The organism is Caulobacter segnis, from assembly GCF_003243465.1.
Classification (GTDB): domain Bacteria; phylum Pseudomonadota; class Alphaproteobacteria; order Caulobacterales; family Caulobacteraceae; genus Caulobacter; species Caulobacter segnis_A.
The window spans coordinates 47,845-62,417 of sequence record NZ_QFQZ01000001.1; the positions used below are offsets into that span (position 1 = coordinate 47,845).

Genomic DNA, 14,573 nt, shown 5'->3' on the forward strand with positions numbered 1-14,573 from the left:
CAGACTACTAAATAGGAAGCCGCCGCCTTAACGCCAGGGAAGCGTCTTAGCAACCGCGAAAACCTGCGCGAATTACCTAAGTGATCGCGCTCAACCTAGATATGCGCGCACCACCATAGCGTCACTGCGACATAATGCCCGTCGAACGAGTTCGGCGAACGCGCTCAAAATCCGGCGTTCCAGCAGATCCGGCAGCGCTATGGCGCGTGGCTTCCAGACCCCTTATCCTGGGGCCATGTCCCATCTGTTCGACTTCCTCGTTCCGGCCGCGCTCCTGGCGGTGCTGATCGCCCTGGGCGCGGGCCTCTATGCGCTGTTCCGCGGCGGCGACTTCGGGCGCTCCTATTCCAACAAGCTGATGCGGCTGCGGGTGCTGCTGCAGTTCATCGCCATCATCGTCCTGGTCGCCGCCGCCTTCTGGTGGCGAAAGGGCGCTTGAGGCGCGTCAGCTAGATAACGCTCGTCAGAGAACAGGGGTCCGCGACGCATGGTCACGCTGAACCGCATCTACACGCGCACCGGCGACGCCGGCTCGACGCGCCTAGCCACCGGCGCGCCGGTCAGCAAGGCTTCGCAACGGGTCGAGGCCTATGGCGGGGTGGACGAGACCAATGCGGCGATCGGCCAGGCGCGACAGCATACCGCGGCCGACCCGGTGCTCGACGCCATCCTGGAGCGGGTGCAGAACGACCTGTTCGACCTGGGCGCGGATCTCGCGACCCCCGAACAGCACGGCAAGCCCGAATGGGAGCCGCTGCGCATCCTCGACAGCCAGGTCGAGCGGCTGGAGCGCGAGATCGATCTGCTGAACGGCGAGCTCGAGCCCCTGACCTCGTTCGTGCTGCCGGCCGGCTCGCCCGCCGCGGCCGCCCTGCATGTCGCCCGGACCGTCTGCCGCCGCGCCGAGCGTGGCTGCGTCGCCCTGACGGCCGTCGAGGGAGAGATCGTCGGCGCCCCGGCGATCAAGTACCTGAACCGCCTGTCGGACCTGCTGTTCGTCGCCGCCCGCTGGGCCAACGACAAGGGCAAGGCCGACGTGCTCTGGAAGCCCGGCGCGACGCGCTAGCGGACTACTTCTTCTGTGGCGCCGAGGCGGCGGCTGGAGCCGCGGGCGCGATCTTCGCCTCGCCGTTGATCGGCGGCACATTGGCCGGGCGGCGGGTCAGGGTCTCGATCGGATAGATGGTGGCGCACTTCAGCCACCGGCCGGCCCAGGCGCCGCCGCGCTCCTCGCAACGCTGCTTCGGCCAGACCCACATCGCGTGATAGGCCAGCACGCTGGCGCTGGAGAGCAGGAACAGGCCCAGGAAGATGTACTTCAGGCGGGTGAAGGTCTTGTTCATGATCGGCCCCTTAGCGCCTTTCCGCGCGCAAGGGAATTGGCCGGCGAGCGCGCGGGCGGCTCGGAAGCGAGAAGCTTCCCTACGATTGTTTGAACTCGCACAGCGATAACGCATTACGCTTACGCCAAGGGAAACTTGCATTGCGGCGCACAAGCGCTAAGTCGATTGGCAAGCAGGAGAAAACGCAAAACCTGGAGGCGGTGAAAACCGATGAAGGTCCTAGTCCCGGTCAAGCGGGTGATCGATTATAACGTGAAGGCTCGCGTCAAGGCGGACCAAACGGGTGTCGACCTCGCCAACGTCAAGATGTCGATGAACCCCTTCTGTGAGATCGCGGTCGAGGAAGCCGTGCGTCTCAAGGAAAAAGGCGTGGCGACGGAAGTCGTCATCGTCAGCATCGGCCCCGCCCAAGCCCAGGAAACGATCCGCACGGCGCTCGCCATGGGCGGCGACCGCGGCATCCTGATCACCTCCGACACCGACGTCGAGCCGCTGGCCGTGGCCAAGCTGCTGGCCGCCGTGGTCGCCGAGGAGAACCCGAACCTGGTCGTGATGGGCAAGCAGGCGATCGATGGCGACAACAACGCCGTCGGGCAGATGCTGTCGGCCCTGCTGGGCTGGCCGCAAGCGACCTACGCCTCGGCCGTGGACGTGTCGGGCTCGACCGCCAAGGTCACCCGCGAAGTCGACGGCGGCCTCCAGACCCTGGACGTCGACCTGCCGGCCGTGATCACCGCCGACCTGCGCCTGAACGAGCCGCGCTATGCGTCTCTGCCCAACATCATGAAGGCCAAGAAGAAGGAGATCGTCACCAAGGCGGTCGCCGACTACGGCGTCGATGTCGCGCCGCGCCTGAAGGTCCTGAAGGTCACCGAGCCGGCCAAGCGCTCGGCGGGCGTCAAGGTCGAGACGGCCGCTGACCTGGTCTCCAAGCTCAACACCGCGGGGGTGCTGTAATGGCTGTTCTCGTCATCGCCGACAACGACAACGCGCACCTGCGCGACGCCACCCACAAGACCGTGACCGCCGCCCAGAAGATCTCGGGCGACGTCGACGTGCTGGTGCTGGGCAAGGGCGCCAAGGCCGTGGCCGACCAAGCGGCCAAGATCGCCGGCGTCCGCAAGGTGCTGCTGGCCGAGTCCGACGCCCTGGGCCACGGGATCGCCGAGGCCCAGGCCGACGCGGTGCTGGCCCTCGCCGGCAATTACGACGCGATCCTGGTTCCGGCCACCTCGGGCGGCAAGAACTTCGCGCCGCGCGTCGCCGCCAAGCTGGACGTCGCCCCGATCTCGGACATCGTCGAGGTCGTCAGCGCCGACACCTTCGTGCGCCCGATCTACGCCGGCAACGCCCTGGAGACGATCCAGTCGGGCGACGCCAAGAAGGTGATCACCGTCCGCCCGACCGCCTTCGCCGCCGCCGCTGAAGGCGGCTCGGCGTCGGTGGAAAGCGTCGCAGGCGCCGACGCCGGCAAGACCCGCTTCGTCAGCGAGGAGATGGTCAAGTCCGACCGTCCGGAACTGGCCGCGGCCAAGATCGTCGTCTCGGGTGGCCGCGCCATGGGTTCGGCCGAGGAGTTCCAGCGCGTGATCGAGCCGCTGGCCGACAAGCTGGGCGCCGCCGTCGGCGCCAGCCGCGCGGCCGTCGACGCCGGCTACGCCCCGAACGACTACCAGGTCGGCCAGACCGGCAAGGTCGTGGCGCCGCAGCTCTATGTCGCCATCGGCATCTCGGGCGCGATCCAGCACCTGGCCGGCATGAAGGACTCCAAGGTGATCGTCGCGATCAACAAGGACGCCGACGCGCCGATCTTCCAGGTCGCCGACTACGGCCTGGTCGCCGACTACAAGACCGCCGTGCCGGAACTGATGGACGCCCTGAGCGCGGCCGGAAAGTAGGAACTCCCCTTCTCCCCCTGCGGGAGAAGGGATGAATTTGAAAGGCCCGGAGGCGACTCCGGGCCTTCTTCGTGCGGCGGGCATGGCGTTAGCGCACGGTGATGACCGGCCTGGCCCAAGCGGCGTCCGGGTTGGACAGGCTGGACGAAGGGCTCGCGGCGGCGGAGGCCAGGGCGAGCACCAGCGCGCCCGCGATCAGCAGGGTCTTCATGGGTTGATCCTCATCGGTGTGAAGCGGTAGCGGCGCGTCGCGAGAGGGAACATGCTCGTGTGCGAGCGGCTTTGCGAACGATGGTATCTGTGTCAGCTTGTGAGCCTGACTAACAACCCCGAGCGCGACCATGCGCCTGCCGCCCTTCTCGTCCCTGGTGGCCCTGGAGGCCGCCGCTCGCCATCGGAGCTATAGCCGCGCGGCGGATGAGCTGTTCGTGACCCACGGCGCGGTCAGCCAGCAGGTCCGCAAGCTGGAGGACGAGTTGGGAGTCCAGCTATTCGCCCGGCGCGGCAACCAGATGGAGCCGACGCCCACGGGCGCCGCCCTGGCCGAGCAGGTCCGCCGCGCCCTGGACACGCTCAGGCACGGCGTCGAGGACGCCCGTCGCGCCGGCAGCGGCCCGATCGTGATCTCGGTCGGCGCCGCCCTGGCCGCCAGCTGGCTGACCACCCGGCTGGCGCGCCTGACGGCCGAAACCGGCGAGCTGGACCTGACCATTCGCGTGGAGGACCGCGTCGCCGACCTGACGACCGACGGCGTCGACATCGCCCTGCGCTACGGCGTCGGCCCCTGGACGGGCGTGGAGTCGGTCCGGCTGATCGACGAGCGAATGTTCCCGGTCTGCAGCCCCGAGACCCTGGCCCGCCATCCGATCGAAAAGCCCGAGGATCTGCTGACCGCGCCGCTGTTGCGTCATACCAGCCTGACCTGGGCGACGTGGTTCCGGGCGATGGGGATCGAACCGCCCGAGCTGCCGCCCGGCCTGGCCTTCGACGCCTCGACCATGCTGCTGGACGCCGCCGCCCAGGGCATGGGCTTCGCCCTGGCCCGCGCCGGTTACGCACAGCGGGACCTGCAGGACGGTCGCCTGGTCCGCCCCCTGCCCGGAGAGGTCGATGTCGACACCGGCCACAGCTTCGTCTGGCGCGCCGACAATCCGAAACTGCCGCGCATCCTGAAGCTGCGGGACTGGTTGCTGAGAGAGACAGAGGGCGAGCGGCGCGAAGGCCGCGTTTGCCCCGACGGCGAAAATCCCGCATATCCCGCCGCCTCATGTCCCCCGCCAAGACCCTTCGCGACGTCCGGTCCCTGAACGAGGCCGGCCTGGTTCCGCCCGAGCGCCTGCCGGCGCTGGAGGCGGTGGCGGCGCGCTATGCGGTGGCCATCACCCCGGCCATGGCCGAGCTGATCGACGTCGCCGACCCGCACGACCCGATCGCCCGCCAGTTCGTCCCGGCCCCCGAGGAGCTGGTCGCCAGCCCCGGCGAGGACGGCGACCCGATCGGCGACTCCGCCCACAGCCCCGTGGAGGGCGTCGTCCATCGCTATCCCGACCGGGTGCTGCTGAAGCCCACCCACACCTGCGCCGTCTATTGCCGGTTCTGCTTCCGCCGCGAGATGGTCGGCCCCGAGGGGCTGTCGAACCTGACGCCGGCCGAGCTGGACGCGGCCTTCGCCTATATCGCCGGCCGGCCGGAGATCTGGGAGGTGATCGTCACCGGCGGCGATCCGTTGGTGCTGTCGCCGCGGCGGCTGGCCGAACTGGTCGACCGGCTGGAGGCCATCGACCACGTCAAGGTCGTGCGCTTCCACACCCGCGTCCCGGCCGTCGATCCGGCCGCCGTGAGCGATGACCTCATCGCCGCTCTGAAGCGCTCGACCAAGGCGGTCTATGTCGCCCTGCACGCCAACCACGCCCGCGAGCTGACCCCGGCCGCCCGCGCGGCCTGCGCGCGCCTGGTCGACGCCGGGATCGCCATGGTCAGCCAGACCGTGCTGCTGAAGGGCGTCAACGACGATCCCGACACCCTGGCGGCGCTGATGAGGGCCTTCGTCGAGACGCGGATCAAGCCCTACTACCTGCACCATGGCGACCTCGCCCCCGGCACCGCGCACCTGCGCACCACGATCGCGGAAGGCCAGGCGATCATGCGCGCCCTGCGCGGAAGCCTGTCGGGCCTGGCCCAGCCGACCTATGTGCTCGACATTCCCGGCGGCCACGGCAAGGCGCCGGTGGGCCCCAGCTACCTCGGCGAGGGCCAAGTGGAGGACCCGAACGGCGGCCGCCACGCCTATCCGCCCGCCGGCGACTGAGGCGAAAAGCCGCCCTTCGGTTGCGACGCAGCAAAGCCTTGGCGGCGCCGTGGTTTCTCGTGCTAGAAAAGTCGCCATAGTCGAAGGCGTGGGCGCGGAAGCCCGGCGCGGGATCGAGCGAAGGCTTGGCGTTCATGAGTGAGATCAAGACGGTCGGCGTGATCGGCGCGGGCCAGATGGGGGCGGGCATCGCGCATGTCGTCGCCCTGGCCGGTTACGGGGTGAAGCTGCACGACGTTTCGCGCGAGCGGATCGACGCCGGCATCGCCGTCATCGAGAAGAACATGGCCCGCCAGGTGGGCCGCGGCATCATCGACGACGCGGCCATGAAGGCGGCCCTGGAGCGCATCTCGCCCGCCGACGGCCTGGAGGCGGTGGGCGCCACGGACCTGGCCATCGAGGCCGCCACCGAGAACGAGGAAGTCAAGAAGTCGATCTTCCGCAGCCTGCAGCCGCACCTGAAGCCCGACACGCTGCTGGCCTCGAACACCTCGTCGATCTCGATCACGCGCCTGGCCTCGGCGACCGATCGTCCCGAGCGCTTCATCGGCCTGCACTTCATGAACCCGGTGCCGTTGATGAAGCTGGTGGAGATCATCCGCGGCATCGCCACCGATGTTCCGACCTACGAGACGGCCGTGAACTTCGCCAAGTCGCTGGGCAAGATCACCAGCAACGCCGAGGACTTCCCCGCCTTCATCGTCAACCGCGTGCTGGTGCCGATGATCAACGAGGCGATCTACACCCTGTACGAAGGGGTCGGCACGGTCGACGCCATCGACACGGCGATGAAGCTGGGCGCCAACCATCCGATGGGCCCGCTCGAGCTGGGCGACTTCATCGGCCTGGACACCGTGCTGAGCATCATGAACGTGCTGCACGAGGGGCTGGCCGACAGCAAGTACCGTCCCTGCCCGCTGCTGGTGAAGTATGTCGAGGCCGGCTGGCTGGGCAAGAAGACCGGGCGCGGCTTCTACGACTATCGCGGCGAGACGCCGGTCCCCACGCGCTAGGTCGCCCGCAACGCAAGGCTCCGCGACACGTCCACCGGACCGCAAGGTGTGGAAGGAGCGGAGCCGTCGCGAATTTGAGGAACTCAAGACGGCGCCGCTCCCCCGAGGTCGGAGGGATAGGGGCCCTGCCGACGGGTCGTCGAAGCCCTGGCGGAGGGCCGATGACCATCTCCCAAGCGCGCCAATCTCCCCCACCGGCGCGCCTCGAAAGCGCCGCCCTTTTCGCTCGCCATGGCTCGGTTGTCATTGACCCGATATCCACGTTCTCTTGCCCCGCCGTCCGCGATGGATCACCGCCTCTACCTGGCCGCGAAACCACGCCGATGACCGCTTCGCTGCGACGCGATCTCTGGGTCCTGGACGCCCGCGAGCGCGCAGACGCGGCCGCCGAGTACCGCCGCGCCTGCGCGCATCTGTTCGACATCACCCTGCTCTCGCCCGAGGCCGAATTCCGCAACCGGATGGAGGGCTACAACCTGGCCGGCGTGGTGATGGCGCGCTGCTCGGGCGTGCCACAGCGCTTCACCCGAAAGCTGTCGCACATCGCCGCCGACGCCTCGGACTCGGTGCTGGCGGTCCTGGACCTGGAGTCCGGCGGCTGGCGCGGCGACTACGACGGGCGGCAAGCCAGCAGCGACATGGGCTCGATCCGCCTGATCGACATGTCGCGCCCGTTCGACATGGTCACGGAGGCCTACGAGACCGTCCACCTGATCCTGTCGCGCACCGCCCTGGAGCCCCAGGCCGCCGAGCTCGACTTCCATGGCTGCGTGATCCGCGAGGACGGCCCCAGCGGCCGCCTTCTGGGCTCGCATCTGCGGGCCCTGTGGGCGTCGGCCCAGGCGATGTCGGCCACCGACCTGACCCTGGCCGGCAAGGCGGCGGCGGCCCTGGTCAGCGCCGTCATCCTGGCCCACGGCGCGCCGAGCGACGAGGAGGTTCGGCCGGTCGAGAAGATGCTGCTGGCCTCGGCCCAGCGGTTCGTCGTCCAGAACCTGGCCGAGCCAGACCTGTCGCCGGAGGCGGTCCGCCGCCACCTCGGCGTCTCGCGCAGCCTGCTCTACAAGGTGTTCGAACCGGCGGGCGGGGTCAGCGCGTTCATCCAGGCCCGGCGCCTGGACCAGGCCTTCGACGAGATCCTGGGCGACAAGGCCGACCAGCAGACCCTGGCCGAGGTCGGCTACCGCCTGGGCTTCCGCTCCGACGCCCACTTCAGCCGCGCCTTCCGCGCGCGCTTCGGCATGACGCCCGGCCGCCTGCGCAGCCTGGGCGAACGCGCCCGCCGCGAGGGCCTGTCGGCCATCGAGCGGCCAGACGACGTGTTCGCCTGGGTGCGGGGGTTGTTGTGAGGACGCCGTCGGAGCGCGGCATCCGGAAATCCGACCTCCCCGGCGAATGCCGGGGCCCAGATTCATCCGGGGTCGTCTGGGCGCTCGCGCCCCCCGCTGCGCCCTGAACAAGGATGCTGGCGGGTTCGATCTGGACCCCGGCATTCGCCGGGGAGATCGGACTATTGGAGACGGACGGAAGAGTCCGCCTCTAGCCAGCTCCCAACGCCACGGCCACGTGGTAGGTCACGAACGCGGCCAGATAGGCCAGGCTGACCATGTAGACGAACATCACGGTCGGCCAGACCCAGCTGTTGGTCTCGCGCTTGACCACGCCCAGGGTGGGCAGGCACTGGGGCGCGAACACGTACCAGGCCAGGAACGACAGGGCGCTGGCCAGGGACCACTGGTTTTTCAGCAGGGTCGACAGGGCGCCCGTCTCGCCGTCCTCGCCGCCGACCGCATAGACCGTGCCCAGCACCGCCACGGCGACCTCGCGGGCGGCCATGCCGGGAATCAGGGCCACGGTCATCTGCCAGTTGAAGCCGATCGGCGCCATCAGCGGGGCCAGGAACTGCCCCAGGCGGCCGGCGATGCTGTAGTCGATGGCCGGCCCCGTCGCGCCCTCAGGCGGATAGGGGAAGGTCGACAACACCCAGACCAGCACCATCAGCGGCAGGATGATGCGACCGGCGCGCGCCATGAAGATGCGGGCGCGGGTCAGCAGGTTCATCGCCACGTTGCGCGGCTCGGGCCAGCGATAGGTCGGCAGCTCCATCATGAAGGGCTCGACCGCCCCGCGCCAGAACACGCGCCGGATCACGAACGAAACGAGCAGCGCGCTGAAAATGCCGCTGGCGTACAGGCCGAACATCACCAGCCCCTGCAGGGACAGGAAACCCGCCACGGTGTGCTGGGGGATGAAGGCGCCGATGATCAGGGTGTAGACCGGGATGCGGGCCGAACAGGTCATCAGCGGCGCGACCAGGATCGTGGTCAGCCGGTCCTCGCGGTTGTCGATCACCCGCGTCGACATGATGCCGGGGATTGCGCAGGCGAAGCTGGACAGCAGCGGGATGAACGCCCGGCCGTGCAGGCCGGCGCCGCCCATGATCTTGTCCATCAGGAAGGCCGCGCGGGCCATGTAGCCGCTGTCCTCCAGCATCAGGATGAAGAAGAACAGGATCAGGATCTGCGGCAGGAAGACGAGCACGCTGCCCACGCCCGCGATCAGGCCGTCGGCGATGAAGCTGGTCAGGAGGCCGTGCGGCAGGTGGGCGTTGGTGAACGCCACGAGCGCCGCGAAGCCGGCGTCGATGCCGTCCATGGCGGGCGTCGCCCAGGTGAACACCGCCTGGAACATCACGAACAGCAAGCTCAGCAGGATCAACAGGCCGGCCACCGGGTGCAGCAGCACCCCGTCGATCTTGCCCGTCAGGGTGTCGGGGCGCTCGGGCGGCTTCACGCAGGCCTTGAAGATGCGCTGGGCCTCGGCGTGGGCGGCGCGGATCTCGGCGGCGGACGGCTCGCGCCAGGCGCTCTCGGCCTCGGGCTTCCGGGCCGCGACCAGGCCCTCGACCTGCTCCAGCAGCTCGGGCAGGCCGCGCTTGCGGGTCGCCACGGTGGTGACGATCGGCGCGCCCAGCTCTTTGGAAAGGCGTTCGAGGTCGATCCGCAGGCCCTGGCGCTGGGCGATGTCGAACATGTTGAGGGCCAGCACGAACGGCCGGCCGACCTGCTTCAGCTCCAGCACCAGGCGCAGGACCAGCCGCAGGTTGGTGGCGTCGGCGACGCAGATCAGCGCCTCGGGCGCGGCCTCGCCGGCCAGCTTGCCGAGCACGGCGTCGCGGGTCACCGCCTCGTCCGGGCTGCGGGCGCGCAGGGAATAGGTGCCGGGCAGGTCCAGCACGCGCATCGACCGGCCGCTGGGCGCGGTCAGCACGCCTTCCTTCCGCTCGACGGTGACGCCGGCGTAGTTGGCGACCTTCTGGCGGCTGCCGGTCAGGGCGTTGAACAGGGCCGTCTTGCCGGAATTGGGATTGCCGACCAGGGCGACCCGGGCGGGGGCCAGCGGCGCGGACTTGGCGGGGGAGTCGGTAGCGGTGGCGGCGAGGCCGATGTCGGAGGTCAAGGTCTTAGCGTCCGTCGAACTTCACCGAGACGGCGCCGGCTTCCCGACGACGCAGCGCGACCCGGGTGTCGTCGACGCGGACGGCGATCGGGTCGCGGCCGAACAGGCCCTGGTGCAGCACCTCGATCGTCGCGCCCTCGACGAAGCCCATCTCCAGCAGGCGTCGCTCCAGCTCTTCGGCGGCGACGGCCTCGGCAGCGCCGGACACGCCGGTGACCTTGACGATCACGCCGCGATCGCCCGGCCCGGCCACGGACAGGGGACGAACCCCGGCCGGATCGCCTGTGGGATCGACGACGGCGGGCTCGAATTCAGGGGACAGCACGAACGCTTCGGACATAACCGCTCCGATAAGATTGCGAACGATTATCAGTCGAGCGCGCGAATGTCGATTCAGCGATCATACGGAGGCCGGCGTGTGCGCCGCGTTAAGGATCCTTGGGACCGTTTGGCGCAGGCGTGTTAATCTATTCGACTCCTGGCGTTCCGAACGGTCTGATGATCGCTATCGATTCGTGTGGGCGAAATGATGCGTAAGCTTATGCTGGCGCTCCTGACGGGCGCCTATCTTTGTCTGGCCTTGATCGTCTCCCTCTTCCTCTGGAGGATGGGCGCGACCCCGGCTGTCGGCGTCTCGGCCTTCATCGGCATGTTGGGCCTCTGTTTCGCCTTCCACGGCCTGCTGGCCCAGACCTTCCTGGGCGCGGCCCTGCGACTGGACGTCGACACCGTCCGCGAAGCCCACGCCATCCTGCTGGACCAGGTCGAGAAGGTCGACGGCCGCGTGACCGACCTGATGGAGGTCGTCGCCGCCGACGCCCAGCGCCGCACCGAAGCCCTGTCCACCGAGGTCAGCCACCTGGAGGACCTCGTTCACAAGATGAACGACCGGCTGGAGCGCCAGCTGAGCCAGATGAGCCATCCGGGCGCCGCGCCGCGCGGCCCGCTGACCGACCGCGCCCCGCAGGGCGACCGCCTGCTGCGCATGGTCCAGGAGGCCCTGGCCGACAACCGCGTCGATCTCTACCTGCAGCCGATCGTCAGCCTGCCCCAGCGCCGCGTGGTCTATTACGAGAGCTTCTCGCGCCTGCGCGACGAGAGCGGTCGCGTGCTGATGCCGGCCGAATACCTGTCGGTGGCCGAGCCGGAAGGCTTGATGAGCAACATCGACAACCTGCTGCTGTTCCGCTGCGTGCAGATCGTCCGCCGCCTGGCCAAGCAGGACCGCAAGGTCGGCATCTTCTGCAACATCTCGCTGGCCAGCCTGGGCGACGAGGCCTTCTTCCCGCAGTTCCTGGAGTTCATGCAGGAGAACAAGGACCTGGCCGGCGCGGTGATCTTCGAGCTGGGCCAGGACGCCTTCGAGCGCCGCGGTCCGGTCGAGGCCCGCCACATGGCCCGCCTGGCCAGCCTGGGCTTCAGCTTCAGCCTCGACAAGGTCGTGGACCTGGACGTCGACTTCCAGGACCTGGCGCGCGCCGACGTGCGCTACCTGAAGGTCGCGGCCCAGATGATGATGAACGAGCTGGAGGAGCAGGACGGCAAGCTGGTCATCGCCTCCCTGCCCGACCTGAACGCCGCCGACTTCGCCTCCTTGACCCGACGCTACGGCATCGAGGTCATCGTCGAGAAGGTCGAGGCCGAGAAGCAGGTCGCCGAGATCCTCGACCTCGACATCGCCTATGGCCAGGGCAACCTGTTCGGCGAGCCCCGCGCCATCCGCGACGCGATCCTGGCCGAGGCCGAACCGCCGTCCGACTTCATGCGCGGCGGCGCGCGCCGGCGCGCGGCGGGCTGGTAGGTCCGCAAGCATCGGAATGACGCCGCCGCGCGTTGGCGGCAGGGTCTCCCGCGAAAGGAGCCCCCTCATGGCCTATGACACCGAAGACGCCCGCTGGGCCGCCTGGGAGGCGCGCGACCGGGCCGCCGACGGCGCCTTCTTCGTCGCCGTGCGCACCACTGGCGTCTATTGCGTGGCGCGCTGCGCCGGCCGTCCCCTGCGCAAGAACGTCGAATTCCACGACACGCGCGAGAGCGCCCGCGCCGCCGGCTTCCGCGCCTGCCTGCGCTGCAAGCCCGACCGCGAGGCCGCGTGACCCTCGACTGGACCCGCATCGGCGCCGAGCTGGACGCGCGCGGCTGGGCCCTGACCGGTCCGCTGCTGAAGCCGGAGACCTGCGCCGCGATCGCCGACCTCTATCCGCGGGAGGCGCCGTTCCGCAGCCGCGTCGTGATGGCCCGTCACGGCTTCGGGCGCGGCGAGTACAAGTACTTCAGCTATCCGCTGCCCGACATGGTCCAGCGGCTGCGGCAGGCTCTCTACGGTCCGCTGGCCCAGGTCGCCAACCGCTGGGCCGAACGGCTGGGCCAGGATCACCGCTTTCCCGACGCTCTGGACGAGATGCTGGCCCGCTGCCACGCCGCGGGACAGGTCCGGCCGACGCCGCTGCTGCTGACCTACGGCCCGGGCGACTACAACTGCCTGCACCAGGACCTCTACGGCGAGCACGTCTTTCCGCTGCAGGCGGCGTTCCTGCTGGACGAGCCGGGCCGCGACTTCGAGGGCGGCGAGTTCGTCATCGTCGAGCAACGCCCCCGGCAGCAGTCGGCGCCGCAAGTGGTCCCGCTCAGGCGGGGCGAGGGCGTGATCTTCGCGGTGCGCGAGCGGCCGGCCGAGGGGACGCGCGGCGTCCATCGGCGGGTGTTGCGGCACGGGGTCAGCGCGGTGCGGTCCGGGCGGAGACGGACGCTTGGCGTGATCTTCCATGACGCGACGTGACGCATCGCCATCTCTCCTCCCCCTATGGGGGAGGGGGACCGGCGAACGCCGGTGGAGGGGCCCTGTGAGGCGGCGAGCGCACCACCGTTTCGCGGACCCCCTCCGTCTCGATGCGTATTCGCATCGATCCACCTCCCCCTAATGGGGAGGAGGGCTGAGCACGACGCGACCTAGCGCCCCTCACCCCATCGGCGACACGCCGAACAACACCCGGTGCACGAAGCCCACGAACACCGCGTAGAGCGCCGTCCCCCCGACCACCGCGATCACGTCCGCGATCGGCTTGGTGACCACCGGCGCCGGCTCCTTGCGGTTCACCGCCGAAATCAGGTCGAGCACCGCCCAGGTCAGGAACGCCCCGAACAGGACCACCGAGGCCAGGTCGCCATTGGCCAGCAGGTGGCCGCTGGCCCAGGCGATGGTTCCCAGCAGCATCGGGTGGCGCACCGTGGCCTTGATCCGCCCGACCGGACCGTTCGCGCCGGCCAGCAGCACGAAGGCGATCCAGACGAGGCCCATGGCCGCGTGGCGGCCCCAGACCGGCGGGTCATAGACCTGCGGCGCCGTCGGGCGGGCCGCGATCCAGCCCAGGATGATCAGCACGAAGCCCAGCCCCGCGATCAGCGAGTAGAGCCCCCGCCAGCGCTTTTCGCTGGCGGCGATCTGGGCGTCGCGCAGCGGCGCGGCCAGGATCCGCACCGAGTGGACGCCTAGAAATACGAAAAGACCCAGGATCAGTATCGTCATCGGCCCCTCCCAAGGTTTCGGAAGGATAGTCACGGAACGCCGCTCTTCGGAAGCTTGGCCGCGCCGCTCTTGAATTGAGGTCCGCGCGAGAACAGCTAAGGGCCCCGGCGACATTGACGCCCCGCCCTCCGACCGGTACCGCCGCAGCATGATGGATTTCCCGCCTGGCCTAAGCGCCCTTTCCGACCGCTACGACGTGGTGCTGTGCGACGTCTGGGGCGTGATCCACAACGGGGTGGCCAGCTTCCCGCAGGCCTGCGAAGCCTTGACCAAGTGGGGCGAAACCAAGGGCCCGGTGGTGCTGATCTCCAACTCGCCGCGCCCGTCCGCCGACGTGGTCGCGCAGCTGGACGGCCTCTCCGTACCGCGCTCGGCCTGGAGCGGCTTCGTCACCTCGGGCGATGCGACCCGCGCGCTGCTGAAAGCCCGCGCCCCGGGCAAGGTCTGGAAGATCGGCCCCGAGCGCGACGAGGTGCTCTATGACGGCATCGACCTGACGGCCGCCGGCTGCGAGGACGCCGACTTCATCTCCTGCACCGGCCTCTACGAGGACGAGAAGGAGGTCCCCGAGGACTACCGCGACCGCCTCAAGGTCGCCGCCGACCGGGGGCTCCTCTTCATCTGCGCCAATCCCGACCGCGTCGTGCAGCGCGGCGACCGGCTGATCTTCTGCGCCGGCGCCCTGGCCGACCTGTATGAAAGCCTGGGCGGCCAGGTGGTGATGGCCGGCAAGCCCTATGGCGCGATCTACGACCTGGCCCTGGCCGAGGCCGAGCGCCTGCTCGGCCGCCCCGTCGATCGCGACCGCGTCCTGTGCGTCGGCGACGGCGTGATCACCGACGTCAAGGGCGCCCACGACCAGAAGCTGGCCTGCCTGTTCATCGCCAAGGGCATTCACGGCGAGAAGGCGATCGGTCCCGACGGCCTGCTGGACGAGGACGCGGTCCACGCCCTGCTGCGCGCCGAGCAGGTCGGCGCCACCCACGCGATCGGCGATCTGGTCTGGTGATCGGGTTTCGAGACGCT

General features: G+C 69.3%; 17 protein-coding genes. 12 read left to right on the forward strand and 5 right to left on the reverse strand.

All coding sequences use genetic code 11. The features are described from left to right. Positions 1–235: 235 nt before the first annotated feature. Positions 236–439, forward strand: coding sequence for a twin transmembrane helix small protein (locus DI526_RS00210; RefSeq protein ID WP_082769664.1), 204 nt, complete (start codon positions 236–238; stop codon positions 437–439). Between the two features lie 48 nt (positions 440–487). Beyond that, on the forward strand, positions 488–1,066 hold the full coding sequence (locus DI526_RS00215; protein ID WP_304272612.1) for a cob(I)yrinic acid a,c-diamide adenosyltransferase: 579 nt from the start codon (positions 488–490) through the stop codon (positions 1,064–1,066). A gap of 4 nt (positions 1,067–1,070) precedes the next feature. Here the strand turns inward: DI526_RS00215 and DI526_RS00220 are convergent, their stop codons facing one another. Further along, positions 1,071–1,343, reverse strand: a complete 273-nt coding sequence (locus DI526_RS00220; RefSeq protein ID WP_304272614.1) for a hypothetical protein — start codon at positions 1,341–1,343, stop codon at positions 1,071–1,073. Positions 1,344–1,553: 210 nt separating this feature from the next. Between DI526_RS00220 and DI526_RS00225 the strand changes: the two genes are divergently transcribed. Together DI526_RS00225 and DI526_RS00230 are read left to right on the forward strand one after the other, a co-directional pair. Next, the gene (locus DI526_RS00225) at positions 1,554–2,300 is read left to right on the forward strand and encodes an electron transfer flavoprotein subunit beta/FixA family protein (protein ID WP_304272615.1); all 747 of its coding nucleotides are present in this window, start codon (positions 1,554–1,556) and stop codon (positions 2,298–2,300) included. Continuing rightward, positions 2,300–3,241 carry an electron transfer flavoprotein subunit alpha/FixB family protein gene (locus DI526_RS00230; RefSeq protein ID WP_304272617.1) on the forward strand — a complete coding sequence of 314 codons (942 nt, stop codon included), beginning with the start codon at positions 2,300–2,302 and terminating at the stop codon, positions 3,239–3,241. Before DI526_RS00225 ends, DI526_RS00230 begins: the two co-directional genes overlap by 1 nt. An 88-nt stretch (positions 3,242–3,329) precedes the next feature. Here DI526_RS00230 and DI526_RS00235 read toward each other — a convergent pair whose 3' ends face one another. After that, a complete protein-coding gene (locus tag DI526_RS00235) occupies positions 3,330–3,452 on the reverse strand; it encodes a hypothetical protein (protein ID WP_304272618.1) in 123 nt (40 codons plus the stop codon). A 130-nt stretch (positions 3,453–3,582) separates the two neighbouring features. On the opposite strand from DI526_RS00235, the gene DI526_RS00240 reads away from it, so the two are divergent. The 4 genes from DI526_RS00240 to DI526_RS00255 all read left to right on the forward strand — a co-directional run bounded on the left by DI526_RS00240 (position 3,583) and on the right by DI526_RS00255 (position 7,911). After that, a complete protein-coding gene (locus DI526_RS00240) occupies positions 3,583–4,548 on the forward strand; it encodes a LysR substrate-binding domain-containing protein (protein ID WP_304272620.1) in 966 nt (321 codons plus the stop codon). Further along, positions 4,509–5,549 (forward strand): lysine-2,3-aminomutase-like protein, encoded by a 1,041-nt coding sequence (locus tag DI526_RS00245; RefSeq protein ID WP_304272622.1) that lies wholly within the window; start codon positions 4,509–4,511, stop codon positions 5,547–5,549. Before DI526_RS00240 ends, DI526_RS00245 begins: the two co-directional genes overlap by 40 nt. A gap of 134 nt (positions 5,550–5,683) precedes the next feature. Then, positions 5,684–6,562: a 3-hydroxybutyryl-CoA dehydrogenase gene (locus DI526_RS00250; RefSeq protein ID WP_304272623.1), complete on the forward strand. Its 879-nt coding sequence runs from the start codon at positions 5,684–5,686 to the stop codon at positions 6,560–6,562. 323 nt (positions 6,563–6,885) lie between these two features. Beyond that, positions 6,886–7,911, forward strand: coding sequence for a helix-turn-helix domain-containing protein (locus DI526_RS00255; protein WP_304272625.1), 1,026 nt, complete (start codon positions 6,886–6,888; stop codon positions 7,909–7,911). Between the two features lie 190 nt (positions 7,912–8,101). Here DI526_RS00255 and DI526_RS00260 read toward each other — a convergent pair whose 3' ends face one another. Together DI526_RS00260 and DI526_RS00265 are read right to left on the reverse strand one after the other, a co-directional pair. Beyond that, positions 8,102–9,961 carry a ferrous iron transporter B gene (locus tag DI526_RS00260; protein WP_304272911.1) on the reverse strand — a complete coding sequence of 620 codons (1,860 nt, stop codon included), beginning with the start codon at positions 9,959–9,961 and terminating at the stop codon, positions 8,102–8,104. Between the two features lie 64 nt (positions 9,962–10,025). Continuing rightward, positions 10,026–10,361 carry a FeoA family protein gene (locus DI526_RS00265; protein ID WP_304272627.1) on the reverse strand — a complete coding sequence of 112 codons (336 nt, stop codon included), beginning with the start codon at positions 10,359–10,361 and terminating at the stop codon, positions 10,026–10,028. A gap of 189 nt (positions 10,362–10,550) precedes the next feature. Here DI526_RS00265 and DI526_RS00270 point away from each other — a divergent pair, with 189 nt between their 5' ends. The 3 genes from DI526_RS00270 (at position 10,551) to DI526_RS00280 (ending at position 12,800) form a co-directional block, all read left to right on the forward strand. Then, positions 10,551–11,822 carry an EAL domain-containing protein gene (locus DI526_RS00270; RefSeq protein WP_304272629.1) on the forward strand — a complete coding sequence of 424 codons (1,272 nt, stop codon included), beginning with the start codon at positions 10,551–10,553 and terminating at the stop codon, positions 11,820–11,822. A gap of 67 nt (positions 11,823–11,889) precedes the next feature. Next, positions 11,890–12,117 (forward strand): Ada metal-binding domain-containing protein, encoded by a 228-nt coding sequence (locus DI526_RS00275; protein WP_304272632.1) that lies wholly within the window; start codon positions 11,890–11,892, stop codon positions 12,115–12,117. Then, a complete protein-coding gene (locus tag DI526_RS00280; RefSeq protein ID WP_304272634.1) occupies positions 12,114–12,800 on the forward strand; it encodes a 2OG-Fe(II) oxygenase in 687 nt (228 codons plus the stop codon). The genes DI526_RS00275 and DI526_RS00280 overlap by 4 nt, the downstream gene beginning before the upstream one ends. A 180-nt stretch (positions 12,801–12,980) precedes the next feature. Here the strand turns inward: DI526_RS00280 and DI526_RS00285 are convergent, their stop codons facing one another. Continuing rightward, entirely contained in the window at positions 12,981–13,547 is a 567-nt protein-coding gene (locus DI526_RS00285) for an NnrU family protein (protein WP_304272635.1), read from the reverse strand. Positions 13,548–13,695: 148 nt separating this feature from the next. On the opposite strand from DI526_RS00285, the gene DI526_RS00290 reads away from it, so the two are divergent. Continuing rightward, positions 13,696–14,556, forward strand: coding sequence for a TIGR01459 family HAD-type hydrolase (locus tag DI526_RS00290; RefSeq protein ID WP_304272636.1), 861 nt, complete (start codon positions 13,696–13,698; stop codon positions 14,554–14,556). Positions 14,557–14,573 lie beyond the last annotated feature (17 nt).

Excerpts from the sequence above, each read along its gene's own strand:
- DI526_RS00210 (WP_082769664.1), top strand. The coding sequence starts at position 236 with ATGTCCCATCTGTTCGACTTCCTCGTTCCGGCCGCGCTCCTGGCGGTG.
- DI526_RS00215 (WP_304272612.1), top strand. The coding sequence starts at position 488 with ATGGTCACGCTGAACCGCATCTACACGCGCACCGGCGACGCCGGCTCG.
- DI526_RS00220 (WP_304272614.1), bottom strand. The coding sequence starts at position 1,343 with ATGAACAAGACCTTCACCCGCCTGAAGTACATCTTCCTGGGCCTGTTC.
- DI526_RS00225 (WP_304272615.1), top strand. The coding sequence starts at position 1,554 with ATGAAGGTCCTAGTCCCGGTCAAGCGGGTGATCGATTATAACGTGAAG.
- DI526_RS00230 (WP_304272617.1), top strand. The coding sequence starts at position 2,300 with ATGGCTGTTCTCGTCATCGCCGACAACGACAACGCGCACCTGCGCGAC.
- DI526_RS00235 (WP_304272618.1), bottom strand. The coding sequence starts at position 3,452 with ATGAAGACCCTGCTGATCGCGGGCGCGCTGGTGCTCGCCCTGGCCTCC.
- DI526_RS00240 (WP_304272620.1), top strand. The coding sequence starts at position 3,583 with ATGCGCCTGCCGCCCTTCTCGTCCCTGGTGGCCCTGGAGGCCGCCGCT.
- DI526_RS00245 (WP_304272622.1), top strand. The coding sequence starts at position 4,509 with ATGTCCCCCGCCAAGACCCTTCGCGACGTCCGGTCCCTGAACGAGGCC.
- DI526_RS00250 (WP_304272623.1), top strand. The coding sequence starts at position 5,684 with ATGAGTGAGATCAAGACGGTCGGCGTGATCGGCGCGGGCCAGATGGGG.
- DI526_RS00255 (WP_304272625.1), top strand. The coding sequence starts at position 6,886 with ATGACCGCTTCGCTGCGACGCGATCTCTGGGTCCTGGACGCCCGCGAG.
- DI526_RS00265 (WP_304272627.1), bottom strand. The coding sequence starts at position 10,361 with ATGTCCGAAGCGTTCGTGCTGTCCCCTGAATTCGAGCCCGCCGTCGTC.
- DI526_RS00270 (WP_304272629.1), top strand. The coding sequence starts at position 10,551 with ATGCGTAAGCTTATGCTGGCGCTCCTGACGGGCGCCTATCTTTGTCTG.
- DI526_RS00275 (WP_304272632.1), top strand. The coding sequence starts at position 11,890 with ATGGCCTATGACACCGAAGACGCCCGCTGGGCCGCCTGGGAGGCGCGC.
- DI526_RS00285 (WP_304272635.1), bottom strand. The coding sequence starts at position 13,547 with ATGACGATACTGATCCTGGGTCTTTTCGTATTTCTAGGCGTCCACTCG.
- DI526_RS00290 (WP_304272636.1), top strand. The coding sequence starts at position 13,696 with ATGATGGATTTCCCGCCTGGCCTAAGCGCCCTTTCCGACCGCTACGAC.